17 protein-coding genes are annotated in these 22,108 nt (G+C 36.7%); 10 read left to right on the forward strand and 7 right to left on the reverse strand.

Annotated features, from left to right (window positions below; genetic code table 11):
- The first annotated feature begins 110 nt into the window (after positions 1-110).
- Entirely contained in the window at positions 111-257 is a 147-nt protein-coding gene (locus OCV73_RS04175) for a hypothetical protein (protein WP_167551204.1), read from the forward strand.
- A 55-nt stretch (positions 258-312) separates the two neighbouring features.
- On the opposite strand, the gene OCV73_RS04180 is transcribed toward OCV73_RS04175, so the two are convergent.
- Positions 313-570 (reverse strand): DUF6582 domain-containing protein, encoded by a 258-nt coding sequence (locus OCV73_RS04180; protein WP_147549328.1) that lies wholly within the window; start codon positions 568-570, stop codon positions 313-315.
- A gap of 139 nt (positions 571-709) precedes the next feature.
- Between OCV73_RS04180 and OCV73_RS04185 the strand changes: the two genes are divergently transcribed.
- On the forward strand, positions 710-1,993 hold the full coding sequence (locus tag OCV73_RS04185; protein WP_147549330.1) for an MFS transporter: 1,284 nt from the start codon (positions 710-712) through the stop codon (positions 1,991-1,993).
- 59 nt (positions 1,994-2,052) lie between these two features.
- Here the strand turns inward: OCV73_RS04185 and OCV73_RS04190 are convergent, their stop codons facing one another.
- Both OCV73_RS04190 and OCV73_RS04195 read right to left on the reverse strand, forming a co-directional pair.
- Positions 2,053-3,792 (reverse strand): thiamine pyrophosphate-dependent enzyme, encoded by a 1,740-nt coding sequence (locus tag OCV73_RS04190; protein ID WP_147549332.1) that lies wholly within the window; start codon positions 3,790-3,792, stop codon positions 2,053-2,055.
- An 84-nt stretch (positions 3,793-3,876) separates the two neighbouring features.
- On the reverse strand, positions 3,877-4,326 hold the full coding sequence (locus OCV73_RS04195) for a type I restriction enzyme HsdR N-terminal domain-containing protein (RefSeq protein WP_147549334.1): 450 nt from the start codon (positions 4,324-4,326) through the stop codon (positions 3,877-3,879).
- Between the two features lie 61 nt (positions 4,327-4,387).
- Here OCV73_RS04195 and OCV73_RS04200 point away from each other — a divergent pair, with 61 nt between their 5' ends.
- The gene (locus OCV73_RS04200; protein WP_147549336.1) at positions 4,388-5,167 is read left to right on the forward strand and encodes an AMP nucleosidase; all 780 of its coding nucleotides are present in this window, start codon (positions 4,388-4,390) and stop codon (positions 5,165-5,167) included.
- A 4-nt stretch (positions 5,168-5,171) separates the two neighbouring features.
- Positions 5,172-6,197 carry a DNA polymerase III subunit delta gene (gene holA, locus OCV73_RS04205; protein WP_147549338.1) on the forward strand — a complete coding sequence of 342 codons (1,026 nt, stop codon included), beginning with the start codon at positions 5,172-5,174 and terminating at the stop codon, positions 6,195-6,197.
- 1 nt (position 6,198) lies between these two features.
- Here holA and OCV73_RS04210 read toward each other — a convergent pair whose 3' ends face one another.
- Positions 6,199-6,876: a porin family protein gene (locus OCV73_RS04210; protein WP_147549340.1), complete on the reverse strand. Its 678-nt coding sequence runs from the start codon at positions 6,874-6,876 to the stop codon at positions 6,199-6,201.
- A gap of 15 nt (positions 6,877-6,891) precedes the next feature.
- Positions 6,892-8,931: a LysM peptidoglycan-binding domain-containing protein gene (locus OCV73_RS04215; RefSeq protein ID WP_147549342.1), complete on the reverse strand. Its 2,040-nt coding sequence runs from the start codon at positions 8,929-8,931 to the stop codon at positions 6,892-6,894.
- A 256-nt stretch (positions 8,932-9,187) separates the two neighbouring features.
- Between OCV73_RS04215 and OCV73_RS04220 the strand changes: the two genes are divergently transcribed.
- The 6 genes from OCV73_RS04220 to OCV73_RS04245 all read left to right on the forward strand — a co-directional run bounded on the left by OCV73_RS04220 (position 9,188) and on the right by OCV73_RS04245 (position 17,304).
- Positions 9,188-10,504 carry a T9SS type B sorting domain-containing protein gene (locus tag OCV73_RS04220; RefSeq protein WP_147549345.1) on the forward strand — a complete coding sequence of 439 codons (1,317 nt, stop codon included), beginning with the start codon at positions 9,188-9,190 and terminating at the stop codon, positions 10,502-10,504.
- 4 nt (positions 10,505-10,508) lie between these two features.
- Positions 10,509-11,477 (forward strand): lytic transglycosylase domain-containing protein, encoded by a 969-nt coding sequence (locus OCV73_RS04225; RefSeq protein WP_147549347.1) that lies wholly within the window; start codon positions 10,509-10,511, stop codon positions 11,475-11,477.
- Positions 11,478-11,501: 24 nt separating this feature from the next.
- Entirely contained in the window at positions 11,502-14,321 is a 2,820-nt protein-coding gene (gene uvrA / locus OCV73_RS04230; RefSeq protein ID WP_147549349.1) for an excinuclease ABC subunit UvrA, read from the forward strand.
- Between the two features lie 763 nt (positions 14,322-15,084).
- Complete coding sequence (locus tag OCV73_RS04235) at positions 15,085-15,567, forward strand: helix-turn-helix domain-containing protein (RefSeq protein WP_394802943.1); 483 nt, start codon at positions 15,085-15,087, stop codon at positions 15,565-15,567.
- A gap of 58 nt (positions 15,568-15,625) precedes the next feature.
- A complete protein-coding gene (locus OCV73_RS04240) occupies positions 15,626-16,402 on the forward strand; it encodes a dihydroorotate dehydrogenase electron transfer subunit (RefSeq protein WP_147549355.1) in 777 nt (258 codons plus the stop codon).
- A complete protein-coding gene (locus OCV73_RS04245) occupies positions 16,390-17,304 on the forward strand; it encodes a dihydroorotate dehydrogenase (protein ID WP_147549358.1) in 915 nt (304 codons plus the stop codon). The genes OCV73_RS04240 and OCV73_RS04245 overlap by 13 nt, the downstream gene beginning before the upstream one ends.
- A gap of 58 nt (positions 17,305-17,362) precedes the next feature.
- Here OCV73_RS04245 and htpG read toward each other — a convergent pair whose 3' ends face one another.
- Entirely contained in the window at positions 17,363-19,414 is a 2,052-nt protein-coding gene (htpG, locus tag OCV73_RS04250) for a molecular chaperone HtpG (protein WP_147549361.1), read from the reverse strand.
- A 119-nt stretch (positions 19,415-19,533) separates the two neighbouring features.
- Positions 19,534-22,068, reverse strand: a complete 2,535-nt coding sequence (locus tag OCV73_RS04255; protein ID WP_147549363.1) for an ATP-dependent Clp protease ATP-binding subunit — start codon at positions 22,066-22,068, stop codon at positions 19,534-19,536.
- Between the last annotated feature and the right edge of the window lie 40 nt (positions 22,069-22,108).

Here is a 22,108-nt window from a genome sequence, read left to right on the forward strand (position 1 = left end):
TTTGAGAAATATAATTTCATAATTCGGGGCAGAGTCATATTTTATAGTGAACATTCTGTGGTATTTAGTAGTTGATTATTATAAATGGTATCAATAAAAACGAAAGAATTATGAAGGCAAACAGCTTTAAGATTAAAGAAATCAAAATCAAGTCTTCTAAACCATCGTCGGTGAAGATAGTAAGTGATAAGGAGGTGGCGGCTGAAGTTGTTCGTCTTAATCCCGACAAAAACAGTATGGATGATAACAGAGGGTGAAACTCTTTAGTTGTAATAAAAAAATCCGGTATTAATTCATGAATACCGGATTTTTTTATTTTTCTGCCCATGATAGAATGGTAGGACTTTGTATATGAACTCCAAACTCTTTCGCTTTTTTTAAAATATTGCGTGCCAGTTCCGGTTTATTACTATCGGAAGCGTAACGAAAGTAAGCTTCTGCTGCTCTTACATGGGCTGCGTCAGGTAATGGAAATTCTCTTAATTTAGGTAATCCGAATTCGGAATCATCAAGCTCTTTTCTTTCTTCGGTAGAAAGCCGATCCGATACCCATTCTTTTGTTCTTGCCATAATTTATCTTCTATTTTATTTCTATTATTATAAACAATAACACTTTTATAATGATTCGGCTAATTAGTTTTTTTAACCTATCTCCGTCTGTAAAAGAAAACCGGGATTTGTTGATAGTATAAATCAACATAGGGCAATTATGAGAAATTCGACGGTTCGTTCTGTATCTGACCCGATAAGCGTATGGGTACCATTCCTGATCATGCTATTTATGTATTTTGTTATAGGAGTATTTACTGTTATTAATCAGCAATTTCAGATTCCGCTGAAAGCATCGATGTTACCCGAAAACAGTAATATAAGTAATGCATTGGTTACTTTACTTAATTTTTCATGGTTTCTGGCCTATCCGTTTTCCGACCTGTTCGCTACCCGCTGGCTGGAAAATAGCGGATATCGAAAAACTACGGTATATGCTCTTTTTATATTGGTTGCCGGGTTATTGGTATATGAGGCAGCCGTATGGATGCATACTACACATCCTATGCATATAACTTTTTGGGGTAATTCCATTTCAGTAGGTTTTTTCATTTTTTTAGCCGGTTCATTCGTTGTAGGTACTTCAGCTGCTATACTTCAGGTTGTATTGAATTTGTACCTCACAGTTGTTAGAGTGGGGGGAACAACACCTTTACAGCGTCAAATGATAGGAGGTACGGTTAATTCGGTTGGGATGGCTATTGCTCCTCTGTTGGTTAGTTATATAATTTTTCAACGCACATCATTATTGCAGGTTTCTTCTTCTGAATTTACAATGCCTGTTATGTGGATGACTGCTATTATGGCTCTTATTGCTGTGGTAGTAGGTTATGTAACCATGCCAAATTTACCGGATAGTTTGGGTAAAAAAGATACTGAATTAAAAGAAAAAAGCATCTGGTCTTTCCGAAATTTTAAATGGGGATTCTGGGGACTTTTCATATATGTGGGTATCGAAGTTTCTGTAGGAGCAAACATTAATATGTATGCTATCGAATTGGGCGGGAGCTACATTTCGCAGGCAACACATATGGCTGCATTGTACTGGGGATTATTACTTGCCGGTAGGTTAACAGGGTCTTTTTTAAAAAATATATCTTCGCAGTTACAATTGGTCACTGCTTCTATCGGTGCTATTATCTTTCTGGCATTAGCTATCATTTTTGCTAATCCCTGGATACTTACCGGGGTTGGTTTCTTTCATTCAATTATGTGGCCGGCCATTTTTACTTTGGCTATTAATAATTTAGGCAAATATGTGGCGAAAGCATCCGGTCTATTGACAATGGCTGTAATAGGAGGGGGAGTTATACCGTTTCTGCAAGGAATTTTGGCCGATATTTTTGGAGGAGTCTGGAGGTTTACCTGGATTCTCGTAATTGCAGGTGAATTTTATATTTTATTTTACGGAAAAAGCGGATATAAAAGTACTGAAAAACCGTAAATTTTGAGAGATAAAATAACCGGTCATATATTACATATGGCCGGCTTATCACATAAAAACTATAAAACTTCTTTTATATGCCAGAAATTCGATTGGATCGTGTCCAAAACTTCTTTACTTTTTCCGTTCATGATCAATTTAAACATTGATTGGGCAAATCCGGTCATTTGGTCTATTTCTACTTTCGGAGGCATTGCCAATGCATTCGGATCGGTCATTATATTTACTAATACGGGACCATTTTCACACAAAGCGAGGGATAATCCGGGCAATACGTTGTCAGGATGACCGATTGTCATTCCTTTCATTCCCATTGCTTTGGCAATTTGTTCGAAATCAGGATTATACATATCCGTTTGCCAATCGGGAAGTCCGGCTACTTCCATCTCCAACTTAACCATTCCCAGTGCCCGGTTATTAAATACAATGATTTTTATAGGGAGTTTATATTGTACTATAGTTGCCAGATCTCCTAACAGCATAGATAAACCGCCGTCTCCGCATAATGCAATGACTTGACGATCAGGGTATGAGAATGCAGCTCCTAAAGCTTGTGGCATCGCATTAGCCATGGAACCGTGATTAAATGAACCGAGCATTTTTCTTTTTCCCGTTGCTTCCAGATAACGTGCTCCCCACACACAAGTCATTCCGGTATCTACTGTGAAAATAGCGTCATGAACCGCTAATTTATTGATCACTGACATTACATACTCCGGGTGTATTTTATTTTCTTCGCCTTTGATGTTTACATAAGCAGCCAGATGGTCTTTAACTCGTTTATAACCTTCAAGTTGCCTTTTCAGGAATGTATCATCTTCTTTTGTTTGTATATGAGGAAGTAAAGTTGTTAATGTAGACTTCACATCTCCGCATATTCCCATATCCACTTTTGCCCTTCTGCCTATCCTGTTGGCTTTTATATCTACCTGTACGATAATATTATTGTCGGGCATGAAGGATGCATATGGAAAATCAGTACCCAATAAAAGCAGAATCTCGGCTTCATGCATACTTCTATATCCCGACGGCATTCCTAATAATCCGGTCATGCCTACTTCGTGCGGATTATCATATTGTATTTCCATTTTGCTTTTAAACGAATATGCTACAGGTGCTTTTAATTTCTGAGACAACTCTACTATTTCATCATGAGCATCTTTGCTACCGATGCCACAAAAAATCGTGACACGCTTTGCCTTGTTCAACATATCCGATAACTTTTCCACCCAAACATTTGCCGGTGTTGTTTCTGAAAAAGAATCGTATATGGCTTTGGAAGTATCGCCTGCTACGGCATCTTTTATAGTGAGATCTCCCGGCACTCCTATAACCGATACACCTTTCCTGACAATAGCGGTCTGCATGCCTGCCTGCAACATTCTCGGGAGTTGCTCGGGTGTTGTAGCCATTTGATTATAGTAACTGCAATCATCGAATAATTTAATGATATCGGTTTCCTGAAAATACCGAGTTCCGAATTCATGAGAGGGAATGGCAGACGCTATGGCAATGACCGGTGCGCCGGAGCGGTGTGCATCATATAAACCGTTGATAAGATGAACGTGGCCGGGACCACTGCTTCCGGCACAGCATGCCAGTTCTCCCGAGAGTTGTGCTTCTGCTCCGGCTGCGAATGCACCTACTTCTTCATGACGTACGTGTATCCATTTTATTTTACCTGATTTTCTTACTGCATCGTTTACCTCATTCAGGCTGTCGCCTGTCACGGCGTAGATTCTTTTAACACCGGCTTTAGCCAGCATTTCGACCAATTGTTCCGCTACTTTTTTTGCCATATATGTCTCTGCTTTATATGTTTTGAAATAATAACAGAGTGGACAAAAAAATAGTTTTGATAAATGTAAAAGAAATCTATAAAATTATAACTGTTCGTATAAAGGTATCTCTTTCAGAAAAGAATAACTCATAGCGTTCTTGTCTATATGGCAACAAAAATGGGTGATGCCATTAGACACGATCAGGTATTTTACTTGTAAAACCATATTATACCGTACTATTTGATCAAATGTATGCTGCGAAATAGATATATGAGGCGCCTTATATTCAATAATGACAAGAGGTTTTGCCTGATTATCATAAACAACAGTATCACATCTCCTCTTACGTCCGTTTTGCAACAGGGAGATTTCGTTACCCATAAGGCCTGCCGGGAATTTTTTGTCCTTGATAAGATAATGAACGAAGTGCTGACGAACCCACTCTTCCGGGGTAAGTAATATATAACGATGCCTTAATTCGTCGAAGATAAGTAGTTTACCGTTTCTTTTGCATATTCTGAACGGATAATCCGGTAAATTAAGTTTTGTCATCGATTCGAAAATTTGCTCTTGTATGAATATTTCTGTAATTTTACTCCAAAATTACGAAAATATGAAGACAAAACAAGACATCGTAGAGAATTGGTTACCTCGCTATACCCAACGCCCGGTGAAAGATTTTACGAAACATATATTATTAACGAACTTCTCTAAGTATGTCGAGATTTTCGCCAAACACTTTAATGTTCCTATTCTTGGGGAAAACAGCAATATGCCTAACGCTTCTGCCGAAGGGGTTACTATAATTAATTTCGGAATGGGAAGTGCAAATGCTGCGACAATCATGGATCTTTTAAGCGCAATTTCTCCTAAAGCAGTTTTGTTCCTGGGAAAATGCGGTGGAATAAAAAAAGTAAATAATCTGGGTGATTATATACTTCCTATCGCTGCTATCCGTGGAGAAGGAGCCTCCAACGATTATTTCCCGCCCGAAGTTCCGGCCCTTCCCGCTTTCAGCCTGCAGCGTGCCGTTTCTACTACGGTGCGAAATCATAGTAAAGACTACTGGACCGGTACAGTATATACGACAAACAGACGTGTGTGGGAATATGACGAGCAATTCAAAGATTATTTGCGTAAAATACGTTGTATGGCAGTAGATATGGAAACAGCTACCTTATTTTCGGTGGGATTTGCCAATCAAATACCAGTGGGAGCATTATTATTGGTTTCGGACCAACCTATGATATCGACGGGGGTTAAAACAGAGGAAAGTGATCGTAAAGTCACACAGAATTTTGTAGATGAACATGTCATGATCGGATTCGAGTCATTGAAAATGCTTATAGACAAACGTACCACAGTAAAACATCTGAGATTCGAAGAAGAATAATCTAATGGCTCAAAGAGAATCTAATCAACATATTTCTATTCTTGCTGATATCAGGAAAAAGAATTTCAGACCTGTTTATTTCCTAATGGGAGATGAGTCGTATTATATCGATTTGATATGTGATGAAATAATTAATTGCGCATTAGACGATTCTGAACGCGATTTTAACCAGACCATTCTTTACGGTGCAGATGTGGACGATATAAGTCTCGTAATAAACGCAGCCAAACGTTATCCCATGATGGCGGCCAGGCAACTGGTTATAGTCAAAGAAGCTCAGAATATAAGAAATCTGGACGATTTAGTATTTTATATACAAAAACCGTTAATGAGTACGGTTTTAGTGGTCTGTTATAAAAACACCTCATATAAAGGTAAAAAGTTACGGGCAGAAATAACCAAACAAGGAATACTGTTTGAGTCGAAAAAAATATATGATAATCAATTGCCTGCATTTATAAGTACTTATGTACTTTCAAAAAAGTATACTATAGATACTAAAGCGGTTTCTATGTTAGCCGATTTTGTGGGTACCGACCTGAGCAGGGTAACAGGTGAATTGGACAAGCTGATTATCGGTATGCCAGAAGAACAGAATCGTATTACTCCGGAAATGATAGAACGAAATGTCGGTATCAGTAAGGATTTCAATAATTTCGAATTGCTAGATGCTATTATTAATCGTAATGTTTTTAAGGCTAATCAGATTATTAATTATTTCGAACGAAATCCAAAAAATAATCCTATGATAGTGACCGTAAGTGTATTGTTTAATTTTTTCTCGAATTTGATGCTGACTTATTTTGCTTCCGATAAATCAGATAGCGGTCTTATGCGGGAATTGAATTTGAAAAATATTTATCAGGTTCGTAATTATATAACGGCAATGCGGAATTACAATGCTTTCAAATGTATCGATATTATTGCATACATACGTGAATATGATGCACGTTCAAAGGGAATAGGGGCGACGTCGTCAACCAATGATGCCTCTTTACTCAAAGAACTGATATATAAAATTATGCATTAAATTATTTAAGATGGAACATATAGCCCAAAGTAACAGATATTGTTTGATTGGGAGAAGACGCAAAGACATCTTTTTTACGATTACCATAAAAATCGGCTAAGCCAAAATAATAACGACCTTCCAGTAATATACTATTTTTCCTTACCCTGAATTCTATACCGGCCCCTCCGCTTATACCATAATCCACTCGGTTCTTGATAGGCATCGTGTATATTTCGTTCACTTTGTTTTTTCTGGTAAAATCCGGCAGATTATGGATATCGAAATTCGTGCTATAACTATCTGAAATCATAAATCCTATTTGAGGCCCTAAATTAAAGAAACCTCTCACGTGCCGGTTCCCAAAGAATATATGGGTCATAAAAGGTAACTCGACATAATTTAAAGTATGAGTATAAGAATAGGGATCCTCTTCGAAATTTTCCTTCCAACCACGTTGCACAAAATTTAACTCTACCAGAAAACCAAAATATTTTTCTTCTATATACCGAAAAGATACCCCTCCTTCATATCCTAACAGCATGTTTTGTTTTACTGAGGGCTGAAATGAAACCCTTGAAAAAGATGTACCGAATTTAGCACCGATTTCAAGTTCCGGTTTATAATGACGTTGAGCCTGTGAATGGAATACGGCTGTAAACGTAAAAAGGAATAACAATATGATTATATTTTTTTTCATCAGGCAATCAAAGCATTAATTCTTTATCTTTACGATATTATAGGCAGGTGTAAAGTTCACGAAATAAAATGATTTGTTAATAAATCCACTCCAGTTATTTATCCTTTCAAATTGAAAATCGGTTTGTAATGCTTTCGAATGCATATTATGGGTCTTATTTCCAAAATTATGTCCGTATTTTCTTAATGCTTCAAGAAAATATAACCCTGTGTCAAATCCTAAAACTGCATATAAAGGATAGGCATTAACCATATTTTGATTATACCAGTAATGATATTTCGAATTAAAATCTTTGTAATCATTATCCGTTACATTGGCATAAAAACGAGAAAATATAAACGTATTCAATTTATGGTAATTATTTAATTGCTCATTAGTATATGTAATCCATTCCGGATATCCGAATAAAGAAATATCCATATCGCTATGGTCATTGGAGAAAGTTACAAGAGGAGCCATTATTTTGGATAACATTGTTCTGCTACCGGAAGTCGGCACAAAGATTACGTTGCTGCATTGGTTTAGCATATCATCCAGAGCATTCACCTTTAATTCCGAGTCGAAGTTTAATTCTTTGTAAGTGATTTTTTCTTTATTAAGGTCGTCTTTTAATATTTTAGAAAATTCTTTTGACGAGGAACCTTCTTCTTTGCTATTTAAAAATACGATTTCTTTATTTCTGAATTTTTTGATAAAGCGATTCGATGCTTCTGCATAAAGATATGAATGAGGAATATTTGTCTGGAATATTTTAGCATTATGTGTAACTTCATTGCTTTTCAACGAAAAAGAATTTACGACATTAATATTATGTTTCAGGGCATAATCAGCAATTATTTCTATCTGGGAATCTTGTTCCGGTGCGATAATCATATCAATCGCTGACATTTCTTTTTTATTTAGGATAGAACGTACGGTTGCATCGGAGCCTTCAGAATCGTAAACATATAGATTTACCGACGTCCCCTTCCTTTTCAAACTATCTACAGCCATTAATAAGCCTTGATAATAATCTATGTACAAATTAGATTTACTGTCAGGTTTATTATTAAGCATAAATGGTAAAATAACAGCAACATTTACAGCTTCTTTTTTGTCACATTTATATAATCGATTGTATATTCTATCTATTTCGTCATTTGTCAATGCCTTTTCCGGCACGATGTATTGCACCGTTTTCGGAATATTGATGATCTGGTCTTTCTTGATACTTTTCAAACCGGGATTACAGGCAATAATATCATCCACCGAAATATTAAAATGCCTGGCTATGCTGTATAATGTCTCATTTTTTTGTACTTTATAAGCAGTATATTCTGTCTTTGTAGCTTTTTCGACAGCTTTTTTGATACCCGGAATGATACGTAATACCGTACCTATATTAAAATGGGACGGGGATATACCCGGATTGTTCAATAGAATAGATTCTATTTCAGTATTATATTTTTTTGAAACGGAATATAACGTTTCTCCGGATTCGATAGTATGGAAAATAAATTGTTCGTTAGTATCTGCCTTCGGTTTGTCTTGCGAAGATACAGGTTCAGGCACTTTACCTGTCTGATAGCTTTGAGGTATTTTTAATATGGCTCCTTCTCTTATTCCTTGTTCCGTACCCGGATTGGCATCAGTAATATCTTTTATGGGAATTTGATACATAAGCGCGATGGCATATAAGGTCTCTCCCCGTTTTACAGTGTGATTGAAAAACTTATTGCCGGAATTTACTTCAAAAACTCGTTCTTGATTATTTTTTTCTTGCTGATTAGTTGAAACTTCGTTTCGGGATGTATTTTCAGTAGAATCGTCTATGGGGATTAATATAGTCTGGCTTTGTTTTAAACCGTTTTTAGCTTCAGGATTATATTTAATAATATCGCTTTGCGAAGTTCCGAATTTCCGGAATAGGGCATAAAAACCTTCTGACTTATCTACTGTATAAATATAAAACTCTTTACCGTCCACGTTCTTACGAGGAAGTTTATCTGTTTGACAAAAACCAGATAAAGAAAAGATAGTTATCGCAATAAGGGACAGATATAACCGTACTTTCATAGAATTATGATAATTATATAATTACTCTGATATACATTAAGATTACAAAGGTATAATTTTTTTCGGTTCTCATGTAGGAATGAACTTTTGTAATAATTAAATTTATAATTTTTCATTATGTTTTTTTTGAGATTAATGATTCTTATTTGCCTCTCAAAATCATTATCTTTGTGTTTTATTCAGCCGCAATAAAAAATATGGCATTTCGTTTTAATGGTAAAGATTATCCTCTAATATTAAATAAATTTACATCCAAATGAGAAAATTGATTTTCATCTCTTTTTTGACATTTTTCATTCAGTCCTCAAGGGGAGGTGAAATAATTATACAAGGAGGCATCAAACCCGCATATAAATATACGCCAGAAAGTTCTACCGGTTTGGAAGGGGTGTATGTTATATATGGCACAAATGGAGTATCAATACAATATACTGCCGACACAAACTCTGAAATTACGTGGTATAAATTCGATTACAGGGGAGCGGCTTACGGAACCATTGTGCCAGAAGCTGTTCAGAATGGAAATATATCGATCCTACAGCCTATAGATGCCAATTGCGGATATATGATTGAACAAAACGGTCGTTCTGATTTTTTGTGGATAGTTGATTATTTGTCTTATCCTTTAGAAATGAACAGTCTTTCATTCTCTCCCGAAAAAGGGCAGTGCGATGTTACGCAATTGATTATTGACGGAAAAGGGAATAAAATTACATACTATAGCATAAATGGCGTACCTAAAGAACTGCACAGGGATCTGACATTGACTTATAATACATTGGAATGGAATAATGAAAACACCCAATATGTCAATAAAGAAGTTAGTGAAAACCTGAATTCATTCATGAATAATATTTCGGTGACAGCTCCATTGTGCAATACTGTTTTTTCGTTGAACGGAGATCAAATGCTTAAATATTGGGGTATGCAGCAAACTGTGACATCTCCTGAATATGTTACTGCAGCTGTGGGTGTAACAGCATACGCCAAGCAGGAAACCCGGGACGATAATACGAATGAATGGAACCGCGTACCAGCAGATGGTACATACGGTGGATCCGCTCCGGTGGATATAGATTTTTATGCATATTTTACGGATGCAGTGAGGCATATCGAATGGCAATTTTCCCGTTATCAGGATTTTTCTATTATAGAATACCGTTATAATGATGAAGTATTACATTATACTTTTCGTGACCAAGGCACTATCTATGTTAGGTTGGCCGGAAGCAGTGATGAAGCGGAATGTGAATCTTACAGCGAAACCTTTACAATAAGTATAGGAGAATCAAGACTGGAAGAACCCAATATATTCAGCCCCGGTTCGTCACCGGGTATAAATGATGAATGGAAAGTAGCGTATCAATCGATTACGTCTTTCAAATGTTGGATATTCAATAAGTGGGGAGTTCAGGTATTTTATTTTGATGATCCGTCAAAAGGGTGGGATGGAAAATACAAAGGAAAATATGTGGATCCTGGTGTATATTATTATGTAATTGAAGCGAAAGGAGCCGATGGAGTTTCATACAAGCATAAGGGTGATATAAATATCCTTCGTTCAAAAAATTGATCAAATGAAAATAAAAGCAATATATATAGTCTCAGGTTGTATCTTATTCATTGGAAGTATTTTATTTACTTCTTTCCGTTCTGCTCCCGGAGTAGTTCAGCCCTATCGGGAAACTCCCTCTTTTTCAGTCCCGGAATTCCCTTCACATATTTCTTTTGCCGGTGAAGATGTGGATCTTGAACGTTTTGATATGTATGAACGCTATGACAGAGAACTTACCTCTTTGTGTTACGGACATACGAATACGTTATTAATATTAAAACGAGCCAATCGTTATTTTCCCATCATAGAGCCTATCTTGAAAAAACAAGGAATACCTGAAGATTTTTTATACTTGGTAGCAGTAGAGAGTTTGTTAAATATACGAGCTCTTTCCCCTGTAAAAGCGGCAGGATTATGGCAGCTCATGAGCAAAACCGGACAACAATATGGTCTTGAGGTGAATGATTATGTAGACGAACGCTATAATATAGAAATGGCCACTATTGCCGCATGTAAATATCTGAAAGATGCATATAACAAGTACGGAAGCTGGCTTACGGTCGCCGCCTCTTATAATGCAGGCATGGGCCGCATTTCTTCGGAATTGTCAAAACAAATGGTAGATCATACTTTCGATTTGTGGCTCAATGAAGAAACTTCCCGTTATGTATTTCGTATTTTAGGTATAAAAGAAATATTGTCCCGGCCAGCTGAATATGGCTTCACTTTAAGAAAAAAGCAATTATATCAACCGATTCGTACCCGAAAATTAGAGATAGATACAGCTATCACCGATCTGGCTCAGTTTGCAAAAGAGCAAGGTATTACATATTCTCAGCTAAAAGAGTTTAATTTATGGTTAAGAGGAAGAGAGCTTCCAAATAAAACCGGCAAAAAATATATTATTCAGATTCCGATCGAACAAGACATGTATTATAATGGCAGACGTGAGTACGTTGTTTATCGAAAAAATTGGATTACTGAACAATAACGGATTTTCAATCAGGTATATAAAATGAATAAAGAAGATATAATCTCTGTTTATGGCGCACGTGTGCACAACTTAAAAAATATTGATGTAACAATTCCACGGAATAGTGTAACAGTTATTACCGGATTAAGTGGAAGCGGGAAATCTTCGTTGGCTTTTGATACGATTTTTGCGGAAGGACAACGCCGTTATATCGAGACTTTTTCCGCCTATGCCCGTAACATGTTGGGTAACCTTGAGAGGCCCGATGTGGACAAAATTACGGGATTAAGCCCAGTGATATCTATTGAACAAAAAACCACGAATAAAAATCCGCGTTCTACAGTAGGAACCACTACCGAGATTTTTGATTTTTTACGTTTGTTATTTGCCCGGGCGGGAGAAGCTTATTCCTATCTTTCCGGCGAGAAGATGATTAAATACACCGAAGAACAGATTCTGTCACTTATTATTGAAAGATACAACGGCAAAAAGACATATATCCTGGCACCCCTGGTAAGAAATCGAAAAGGACATTATAAAGAGCTATTTGAACAGATACGTAAAAAAGGCTATTTAACAGTCCGTGTCGACGGAGAGCTAAAGGAGATTACCCATGGTATGAAACTGGACCGTTATAAAAACCATAGCGTAGAACTTGTTGTTGATAAACTTATCATTTCCGAGAAAGACGAACGCCGGTTGAAGGATAGTGTAAAAACGGCTATGAAACAAGGAGACGGGCTCATTATGATATTGGATGCCGACAGTAACGAGTTGAGACATTATAGCCGTCAGTTGATGGACCCGAAAACGGGGCTCTCGTATAGCGAACCGGCTCCTCATAATTTTTCTTTTAATTCACCCCAAGGAGCTTGTCCGGGGTGTAAAGGACTGGGATATGTAAACGTAATCGATAGGGTGAAAATCATTCCCGATTCTGATTTATCCATACATGCAGGGGGAATAGTTCCATTAGGAAAATATAAAAATACACTTATTTTCTGGCAGATTCAGGCAATTCTGGAAAAATACGGCGTCACGATTAAAACTCCTATAAAAGAAGTTCCCGAAGAGGCGTTAGAGGATATATTGAACGGTACGGACGAACGGCTGAATATTAAAAATGATTCTTTAGGTACTTCCAATTATTTCCTCACTTTCGACGGTTTAGTAAAATACATTGAAATTCAGCAACAAAGCGATGCATCTTCTCAGGCGCAGAAGTGGGCCGGACAATTCGTCAAAACAATAACTTGTCCTCAATGCAGAGGTGCCAGACTGAATAAAGAAGCTTTGCATTACCGCATTGATGAAAAGAATATAGCGCAATTAGCCGAAATGGATATTTCAGAACTATATGAATGGGTTAACCAGGTCGAGAAACGGCTAAACAAACAACAATCGCAAATAGCTGTTGAAATCTTGAAAGAGATTAGAGGACGTCTGCATTTTCTGGTAGATGTAGGCTTGGAATATTTAAATCTGAACAGGGCTTCGGCCACTTTGTCAGGAGGAGAAAGCCAAAGAATACGTCTGGCTACTCAAATAGGGTCCCAATTAGTCAATGTTCTATATATACTCGATGAGCCCAGTATAGGATTACACCAGCGGGATAATACGCGCCTCATAGATTCCCTGAAACAATTGAGAGATACAGGAAATTCCATTATAGTGGTTGAACATGATAAGGAAATGATGCTAAAATCCGATTATGTCATCGATATGGGACCTCGTGCCGGCCGCTTAGGGGGCAATGTCGTCTTTTCCGGAACACCAGAAGAAATGTTGAAAACCAATACACTTACCGCCGCTTATTTGAATGGCCGGGCCAAAATTGAAATTCCGGCTGTAAGACGCTCTGGAAACGGTAAGAGAATTTTATTGAAAGGAGCAAAAGGAAATAATCTTAAGAATGTAACAGCTGAATTTCCGTTAGGTAAATTCATATGTGTGACAGGAGTTTCCGGCAGTGGAAAATCAAGCCTTATTAATGGAACCTTACAACCCATTATCAGCCGGCAATTTTATCGTTCTCTGAAAGAACCATTACCTTATGACGATATTGAAGGGCTGGAAAATATTGATAAGATCGTAACGGTTGACCAGTCGCCTTTGGGACGTACTCCTCGTTCGAACCCGGCTACATATACAGGTGTATTTTCTGATATAAGAAATGTGTTCGTAGAATTGCCTGAAGCGAAGATTAGAGGATATAAGCCGGGACGTTTTTCTTTTAATGTGGCAGGAGGCAGGTGTGAAGTGTGTGGCGGGAATGGGTATAAAACGATTGAAATGAATTTTTTACCCGATGTACTGGTCCCTTGTGAAGAATGCCATGGCAAAAGATATAACAGGGAGACTTTGGAAGTCCGTTTCAAAGGAAAGTCTATAGCAGATGTCCTTGATATGACTATTAACCAAGCTGTAGAGTTCTTCGAATCAATACCCGCTATAATCTCTAAAATTAAAGTATTGCAGGATGTAGGCTTGGGATATATAAAGTTAGGACAACCCTCCACAACTTTATCGGGGGGAGAAAGTCAACGGGTAAAATTAGCAACCGAACTGGCAAAAAAAGATACAGGAAAAACATTATATATATTAGATGAACCTACGACTGGTTTACATTTTGAAGATATACGCGTTTTATTGAATGTTCTTAACAAATTGGTGGATAAAGGAAACACAGTACTTGTGATCGAACATAATATGGACGTCATCAAATCTGCCGACTATATTATTGATATGGGACCGGAAGGAGGACGTCATGGAGGAAATCTATTGGCTACAGGAACTCCTGAAGAAATCTGTAAATCGGATACTTTTACTACTAAATATTTAAAAGAAGAACTTAATTTATAAACAGAATTATAGTTCTATTTATTTTGTATGGTTTGTAAATACTTGTTCTAAGCATTTACGAACCATTTATTTTATTGTAGATCAATAACATTCTTGAAAAGAACATCAATATTTAAAGTAAAATCCAGCGAATAGGATTCACAAACCGGAGATATGTTCACAAATATGAGTAAGAAAAACGGTATAAGATAAAAATTTTAGGGACCTGACTTTATGTAAATAAAAAATCATATTAATTAATTATTTAATTTACGAAATTATGATTTATTTATTATTGTAAATTACATAAACAAGCAAATATAATTCACAAAAGTAAATCAATAATCAAATTTACAAAACAAATATTATAAATAGGGTAGAGCTATAGAAAATGTAAACAATGCCAATTTCTACCTATAAATATTTATTATATCTATTATATAAATACATCAATTTATTTAAAACCAGATATTTATAACTTAATTATAAAGCTTTAATTGAACTACAAAACGGAATATATCCGTAAACAACGTCAAATCAAAGTATTTACATTTAATATATTAAATATATTATTATATATCAATGAATTAATATAAATATAAGAAGTGTTTCTTTAATCGATATTCGTCTTGTTAATTTTGTGAATTTACATTTTGCATGTATGAAATTACATTTGTAAATGATAAAATACTTTCTTGTTATTTGATTTTGCAAACAATATTGTTTACATTTGTACTTTGATTTAATTTGCTTATGTAAACTATTAAATCTGTATACAATTGATATGATAAACAGACTAAAAGAATTTATGACTGTAGAAGGTATAACTTCTACTCAATTAGCGGATAACATAGGCGTTAAAAGGCCAAATTTCTCTCAAATACTTACTGGACGCAGCAAAAAAATAAGTACCGAGATAGTTGCCAAATTGCATAAAGTATACCCGGAACTTTCTATGAACTGGCTTATTTCTGGAGAAGGAGAAATGTATATTCAACGACAACAAAAAAATGAAAAAGGAATAATATCTTTATTTGATGAGATTTCAATAAATCGGCCGGATGTACACAAAGAGCATCAATATGGCGAAGAAATGGTAGATAAGAGCGCGATTGAACCTAACAAAAATACTGAAAATGAAAACACTATACCTAATTTAGCCGTGGTTTCAAAAGAAAAAGAAATAAGTAAGAAAGTTGTGAAAATTATGGTTTTTTATTCCGACAATACTTTTGAAACATTTTCACCGGATATTATCTCCCGCTAAAATAAATTTATTTATTCCATGAACTGTTTTATCTTTGCAAAAGCAAATTTATTATTTCATGAAAAAATATATCCTAGATTTTAGGCTGACCGAGAATGTATCTCTACATTCCAATTACTCATTAATGAAATTTATTCCCGTTAAAGGAATATTACCAAATATGTTGCCGGGACAATTTGCGGAAGTCAGAATAGATTGTTCCGCTTCGACTTTTTTACGCAGGCCTATTTCCATTAATTATATTGATACAGAAAAAAAGGAATTATGGCTGCTTGTGCGCAATGCAGGAAAAGGAACACATAATCTTATATCGTCTAAACCCGGGAATATAATTAATATGATTCTTCCTTTAGGAAACAGCTTTTCATTGCCTGAAAAAAAAGAAAAAATATTACTTATTGGCGGAGGTGTAGGGGTTGCTCCTATGCTTTTTTGGGGGAATTACTTAAAAGAACATGGTTATACTCCTAATTTTTTAATCGGTGCGCGTACAGAAAAGGATTTATTAGAACTCGATTTGTTTAAAAAGACGGGAGCCACATATATAACAACAGAAGATGGTTCTAAAGGGGAAAAAGGATTTGTAACCCACCACTCCATATTAAGCAAAACAAAATTTGACCGGATATATTGTTGTGGCCCACAGCCAATGATGATATCTATTGCCAAATATTCAAAATCGAATGGAATAGAATGTGAAGTTTCATTGGAAAATATGATGGCATGTGGTGTCGGAGCGTGCTTGTGTTGTGTTGAAGATACAACAGATGGTCATTTATGTGTGTGCAAAGAAGGTCCGATTTTTAATATCAAAAAGTTGAAATGGGAAATTTAAAAGTAAATATAGGAAATCTGGCTCTGAAAAATCCTGTCATGACGGCCTCTGGCTGTTTTGGTTATGGCGAAGAATTTTCCGATTTTGTAGATCTCGAGAAAATAGGCGGGATCATAGTGAAAGGCACTACTTTACGCCATCGTGAAGGTAATCCTTACCCACGTATGGCTGAAACCCCGTCAGGAATGCTTAATGCTGTGGGATTACAAAATAAGGGAGTAGAATACTTTGCTACGGAAATATATCCGAGAATATGTAAAATAGGGACAGAAATTCTGGTGAATGTTTCGGGTTCTACAATAGAAGATTATGTAAAAGCTACAGAACGCATAGCAGCTTTGGAAGAGATACATGCCATTGAATTAAATATTTCTTGTCCCAATGTCAAACAGGGAGGAATGGCTTTCGGTGTTTCCTGTGCCGGGGCTTCGGAGGTTGTAAAAGCAGTACGAAAAGCGTATCCCAAAACCTTGATAGTTAAATTATCACCCAATGTGACCGATATAACCGAAATAGCCCGTGCCGTGGAAGCAGAAGGAGCTGATGCGGTATCGCTCATCAATACAGTATTGGGAATGGCTGTTGATGCAGAAAAAAGACGCCCCAGGTTGTCTACTGTAACGGGAGGTCTATCGGGCGCTTGTGTAAAACCTATTGCCTTACGTATGGTTTGGCAAACATATCATGCAGTAAAAATACCTGTTATAGGCCTTGGCGGAATCATGAATGCAACTGATGCTATTGAATTTATTTTAGCGGGTGCGACAGCCATTCAAATAGGAACTGCCAATTTTATAGATCCTCAGATCACCATGAAAGTTGTTGATGGTATAAATGAATATTTAAAGAGACATAATATAGAATCAATAAAAGATTTAACCGGTTCTTTACAGATTATATAACAATAGAAAAATAAGAAAGGCGGAGAAATTCCGCCTTTCTTATAATCAAAAGTTGAGTTTATAACATTTCTACCGAACGTTTGATAAATTTGCTGAGAGCTTCTCCTTTAAGCATATTGTTGGATAAAAGAGCTAAGTCTATCAATTGGCTGACCAATGGTATTTTATTTGCAAATTTAGTCAGAAGTTCTTCTTCCTGTTTTTTCAGCCCATCGGCTTTTTCTTCTGCGGATTTCAAGGCTTCTTTATCAGCGATAGCAATTTCTTCATCTTTTTTATCTTTTTGAGTCTCCCGCAGTTTTTCGATTTCTTCATTTACAGCCAATAGTTCTTCTTTTATAGGCTTCAACTCCTTTTCACAAGAAGCTTCGGTTTCTTCAATTACTTTTTTAGAGAGCGGATGGTCTGTATTTATTATCAGGTTATAACTATCCGGCATTTCTCCATAAAAACTCATTCCCGGCTGCATGGCCGACATATCTTTCATACGTCTCATAAACTCGTTCTGTGTAATCATAACGGGCTGTGCCAAGGTTCCGGCAGGCTCGAACATAACCAGAAAATCACTCTTTTCTAAAGACGGTATTTGCGACTTGAATACCACTGTCATCATTTCCCGTTGATCAGGAGTTAAAGAAGGTTGTGATTTATCTTCTTTTCGTACAAGATTTTCCACTACATCACTATCTACACGTACGAACCGGCTCTTTGTCAGTTTCTGCTCCAGCATTCCAATGAAATGAGTGTCCAGCTGTCCATCCATCAGCAATACATCATACCCTTTGGCTTTCGCCATTTCTATATAATTGTACTGTGCTGTACGATCGGTTGCATAAATATAAATAAGAGTTCCGTCTTTATCAGTTTGATTCCCTTCAATCAGTTTTTTATATTCTTCGAGAGTATAATATTTATTATCCGTATCTTTGAATAAGGCAAACTTTTCGGCTTTCTCATAGAATTTTTCATCCGATAGCATACCGTATTCAATGAACAGTTTGATATCGTCCCATTTTTCTTCAAATTCTTTGCGGTTGGTGTTGAATATTTCCTGAAGACGGTCGGCTACTTTCTTCGTGATATATGTCGATATTTTTTTAACATTCGAGTCACTTTGCAAATAAGACCTGGAAACATTCAAAGGAATATCAGGAGAGTCTATAACACCCTGTAAAAGCATTAGAAAATCTGGGACAATACCCTCCACCGAATCTGTTACAAATACCTGATTAGAATATAATTGTATTTTATACCGATTGATGTCGATGTTGTTTTTAATCTTGGGAAAATATAAAATTCCGGTTAACTTAAACGGATAATCTACATTCAAATGAATCCAGAATAAAGGTTCGTCGATACCAGGATATAAATCAGCATAAAACTTTTTATAATCTTCATCAGTCAGTTCCGTTGGTTTTTTCGTCCATGCCGGCTCCATATCATTTATGATAAGATCTTTATCTGTATCTACATATTTTCCGTCTTTCCATTCCTGTTCTTTGCCGAATATAACCGGAACAGGCAGGAAACGGCAATATTTTTTCAGAAGAGTACTTATCCGTTCCTTTTCCAGAAATTCCTTGTTTTCATCATCAATATATAAAATAATATCCGTGCCCCGGTCTTTTTTATCTATTTCCGTCATTTCATATGCAGGAGAACCGTCACAGGTCCACATAACTGCTTGCGCACCCTCTTTATAAGACAGTGTACGGATCTCTACTTTTTTTGATACCATAAATGAAGAATAGAATCCTAAACCAAAATGTCCTATAATAGCATTAGCGTCGTTTTTATATTTGTTTAAAAATTCTTCGGCACCGGAAAAGGCTATCTGATTGATATATTTATCAATCTCTTCTGCTGTCATACCTATACCTCTGTCCGAGATAGTGAGAGTACCGTTTTCTTTGTCAATAGACACAGTGACATTCATCTGGCCTAACTCTCCCTTAAATTCTCCGAAAGAAGATAATGTTTTCAGTTTTTGAGTAGCATCAACGGCATTGGATACTAATTCACGAAGGAATATTTCATGATCGCTATACAAGAATTTCTTGATAATGGGGAAAATATTATCTGTCGTAACCCCGATAGTACCTTTTTGCATAATCTCTTATATTTTTAAATTATTAAATTGTCTTTTTACTTATTCACCGAAAGAAAAACAAAAAAAATGCCAGACCCGAAAGGTCTGACATTTTGACTTATCTTACAGTAACCTTGTCACTATTCGGTAACCGGAGGCAGTATCGACGTCACTATCTTACCGTTTTCCTTCTCATAATCCACAAGAATGGTATCACCTTCCTGTACAGCAGCTCTGATAATCATTTCGGCTAGTTCGTCTTCCAGATATTTTTGGATAGCTCTTTTCAAAGGACGCGCCCCGAATTGTATATCATAACCTTTAGATGCAATAAACGACTTAGCTTCATCGGTAATCGTAAGCTTATACCCCAGAGTTTCCACCCTCTGATAAAAACCGCTTAATTCGAGATCTATAATTTTAAATATCGCATCTTTATTCAATTGATCGAACATGACTATGTCATCTACACGATTCAGAAATTCAGGAGAGAAAGCACGATTTAGTGCCTTCTGTATAACACCCCGTGAGAAATCTTTTTCGCTGGTGGTATTAGTGGAGAATCCTACTCCCTGACCAAAATCCTTTAATTGGCGGGTACCGATATTAGAGGTCATAATTAAAATTGTATTTTTAAAATCGATCCTTCGTCCTAAGCTATCGGTCAAACGTCCTTCATCCATTACCTGAAGCAATAAATTGAATACATCCGGATGTGCCTTTTCTATTTCATCCAATAATACGACAGAATATGGGCGACGTCTTACTTTCTCCGTAAGTTGTCCGCCTTCTTCATATCCAACATAACCCGGAGGTGCTCCGACCAGACGAGATACCGTGAATTTTTCCATATATTCACTCATATCCACACGAATTAAAGCATCTTTTGAATCAAAAAGAAATTCAGCCAATTTTTTAGCTAAATGGGTTTTGCCCACTCCCGTTGGGCCTAAGAACATAAAGGTTCCTATCGGTTTATCAGGATTCTTCAATCCTACACGATTACGCTGAATAGCTTTTACTATTTTATCGACAGCTTCGTCCTGACCGATAATATTCTTTTTCAGTTCATTGCCCATAAGAAGAAGCTTTTTCCCTTCCGCCTGAGCTATCCTTTGTACCGGGACGCCTGTCATCATCGCAACAACTTCCGCAACTTTTTCTTCATCCACAATCTCTCTATGTTCCTGTAATTGTTCTTCCCAGCGATTTTTAGCGGCATTCAACGCACTCTGGTACTCTTTTTCTTTATCACGGAAGCTGGCTGCCAACTCAAAGTTCTGAGACTTCACCGCTTTAATTTTGTCTTCCCGGGTAGTTTCTATTTTAGCCTCCAGTTCCTCTATTTCTTTCGGTACTATAATATTTGATACATGTACGCGTGAACCCGCTTCATCAAGAGCATCAATTGCCTTGTCCGGGAAATTTCGGTCGCTTATATAGCGGTCGGTTAGTTTTACACAAGCTTCCAATGCTTCGGGCGTGTATATAACATTATGATGATCTTCGTATCTTTCCTTTATATTATACAATATCTGCAAAGTTTCTTCAGGAGATGTGGGATCTACCATCACTTTCTGGAAACGTCTTTCAAGTGCTCCGTCTTTTTCAATATTCTTCCTGTATTCATCCAGTGTGGTCGCACCGATACATTGTATCTCTCCTCGTGCCAATGCCGGTTTTAGCATATTGGCTGCATCTAAGGTACCGGTAGCTCCTCCGGCTCCGACAATCGTATGAATTTCATCGATGAATAGAATAATATTCGGGTTTTTCGATAATTCGTTAAGTATAGCTTTAATACGCTCTTCAAACTGTCCCCTGTATTTTGTTCCTGCAACAATCGAAGCCATATCCAGTGATACGACTCTTTTATCGAAAAGTACCCGGGATACTTTCCTTTGAATGATTCTCAGGGCCAGTCCTTCTACTATTGCAGATTTTCCGACTCCCGGTTCTCCGATAAGTACCGGGTTATTCTTTTTGCGCCGGCTAAGTACTTGTGCAAGTCTTTCGATTTCAACCTCTCTGCCCACAACCGGATCTAACCGATTTTCTTCGGCTGCTTTAGTCATATCTGTTCCGAAATTATCCAATACCGGAGTATCATTACCAGTCTTAGCCGTTGTAGCTTGCGCTGCCGATTTCTGCTCTTGTTTATAGCTTTGCTCATCGTCCATTTCTTCATCGTCATCGTCAGTGAATTCAGCGCCCATGCGGGGACGGCCATCTTCCGATTCAAAAAAATCTTCTTTTAAGAACGAATTTACATTTTCATATGTAATATCGTTCATAAGCAGTGTTTTTGCCGCATCCGTATTGGCATCTTTCAAAATTGCCAGCAACAAGTGTTCTGTATCAGTTTCTTTGCTTTTCATCAGACGCGCCTCAAGCATACTCATTTTGAGAACTTTGTCGGTACTTTTACTAATGATAAGTTCCTCTCCCAGTTCCAAATGGTCATTTGAGTTCTTCAATCCCGATTCAATTAATGATTTTATGTCGTTAAGTTTAGCTCCTAATCCGCGAAGAACATTCGTCGCCTTATTTGCTCCGTCTCTTATAATACCCAAAAGCAAATGTTCGGGGCCTATATAAGAGTTTTGCAAACGTTCTGCCTCTTCGCGGCTGAAACTAAGTACATTTTTTACATGTTGAGAGAAATTTCTTTCCATATAATCTTTTTCCTTATTAATTTAAAAACAAATATACGAT

The sequence above is a fragment of the Barnesiella propionica genome (genome assembly GCF_025567045.1).
Taxonomy (GTDB): Bacteria; Bacteroidota; Bacteroidia; order Bacteroidales; family Barnesiellaceae; genus Barnesiella_B; species Barnesiella_B propionica.

Excerpts from the sequence above, each read along its gene's own strand:
- OCV73_RS04245 (WP_147549358.1), top strand. The coding sequence starts at position 16,390 with ATGGGAAATTTAAAAGTAAATATAGGAAATCTGGCTCTGAAAAATCCT.
- htpG (WP_147549361.1), bottom strand. The coding sequence starts at position 19,414 with ATGCAAAAAGGTACTATCGGGGTTACGACAGATAATATTTTCCCCATT.
- OCV73_RS04190 (WP_147549332.1), bottom strand. The coding sequence starts at position 3,792 with ATGGCAAAAAAAGTAGCGGAACAATTGGTCGAAATGCTGGCTAAAGCC.
- OCV73_RS04185 (WP_147549330.1), top strand. The coding sequence starts at position 710 with ATGAGAAATTCGACGGTTCGTTCTGTATCTGACCCGATAAGCGTATGG.
- OCV73_RS04225 (WP_147549347.1), top strand. The coding sequence starts at position 10,509 with ATGAAAATAAAAGCAATATATATAGTCTCAGGTTGTATCTTATTCATT.
- OCV73_RS04180 (WP_147549328.1), bottom strand. The coding sequence starts at position 570 with ATGGCAAGAACAAAAGAATGGGTATCGGATCGGCTTTCTACCGAAGAA.
- OCV73_RS04220 (WP_147549345.1), top strand. The coding sequence starts at position 9,188 with ATGAGAAAATTGATTTTCATCTCTTTTTTGACATTTTTCATTCAGTCC.
- OCV73_RS04195 (WP_147549334.1), bottom strand. The coding sequence starts at position 4,326 with ATGACAAAACTTAATTTACCGGATTATCCGTTCAGAATATGCAAAAGA.
- OCV73_RS04200 (WP_147549336.1), top strand. The coding sequence starts at position 4,388 with ATGAAGACAAAACAAGACATCGTAGAGAATTGGTTACCTCGCTATACC.
- OCV73_RS04255 (WP_147549363.1), bottom strand. The coding sequence starts at position 22,068 with ATGGAAAGAAATTTCTCTCAACATGTAAAAAATGTACTTAGTTTCAGC.
- uvrA (WP_147549349.1), top strand. The coding sequence starts at position 11,502 with ATGAATAAAGAAGATATAATCTCTGTTTATGGCGCACGTGTGCACAAC.
- OCV73_RS04240 (WP_147549355.1), top strand. The coding sequence starts at position 15,626 with ATGAAAAAATATATCCTAGATTTTAGGCTGACCGAGAATGTATCTCTA.
- holA (WP_147549338.1), top strand. The coding sequence starts at position 5,172 with ATGGCTCAAAGAGAATCTAATCAACATATTTCTATTCTTGCTGATATC.
- OCV73_RS04215 (WP_147549342.1), bottom strand. The coding sequence starts at position 8,931 with ATGAAAGTACGGTTATATCTGTCCCTTATTGCGATAACTATCTTTTCT.
- OCV73_RS04210 (WP_147549340.1), bottom strand. The coding sequence starts at position 6,876 with ATGAAAAAAAATATAATCATATTGTTATTCCTTTTTACGTTTACAGCC.
- OCV73_RS04175 (WP_167551204.1), top strand. The coding sequence starts at position 111 with ATGAAGGCAAACAGCTTTAAGATTAAAGAAATCAAAATCAAGTCTTCT.
- OCV73_RS04235 (WP_394802943.1), top strand. The coding sequence starts at position 15,085 with ATGATAAACAGACTAAAAGAATTTATGACTGTAGAAGGTATAACTTCT.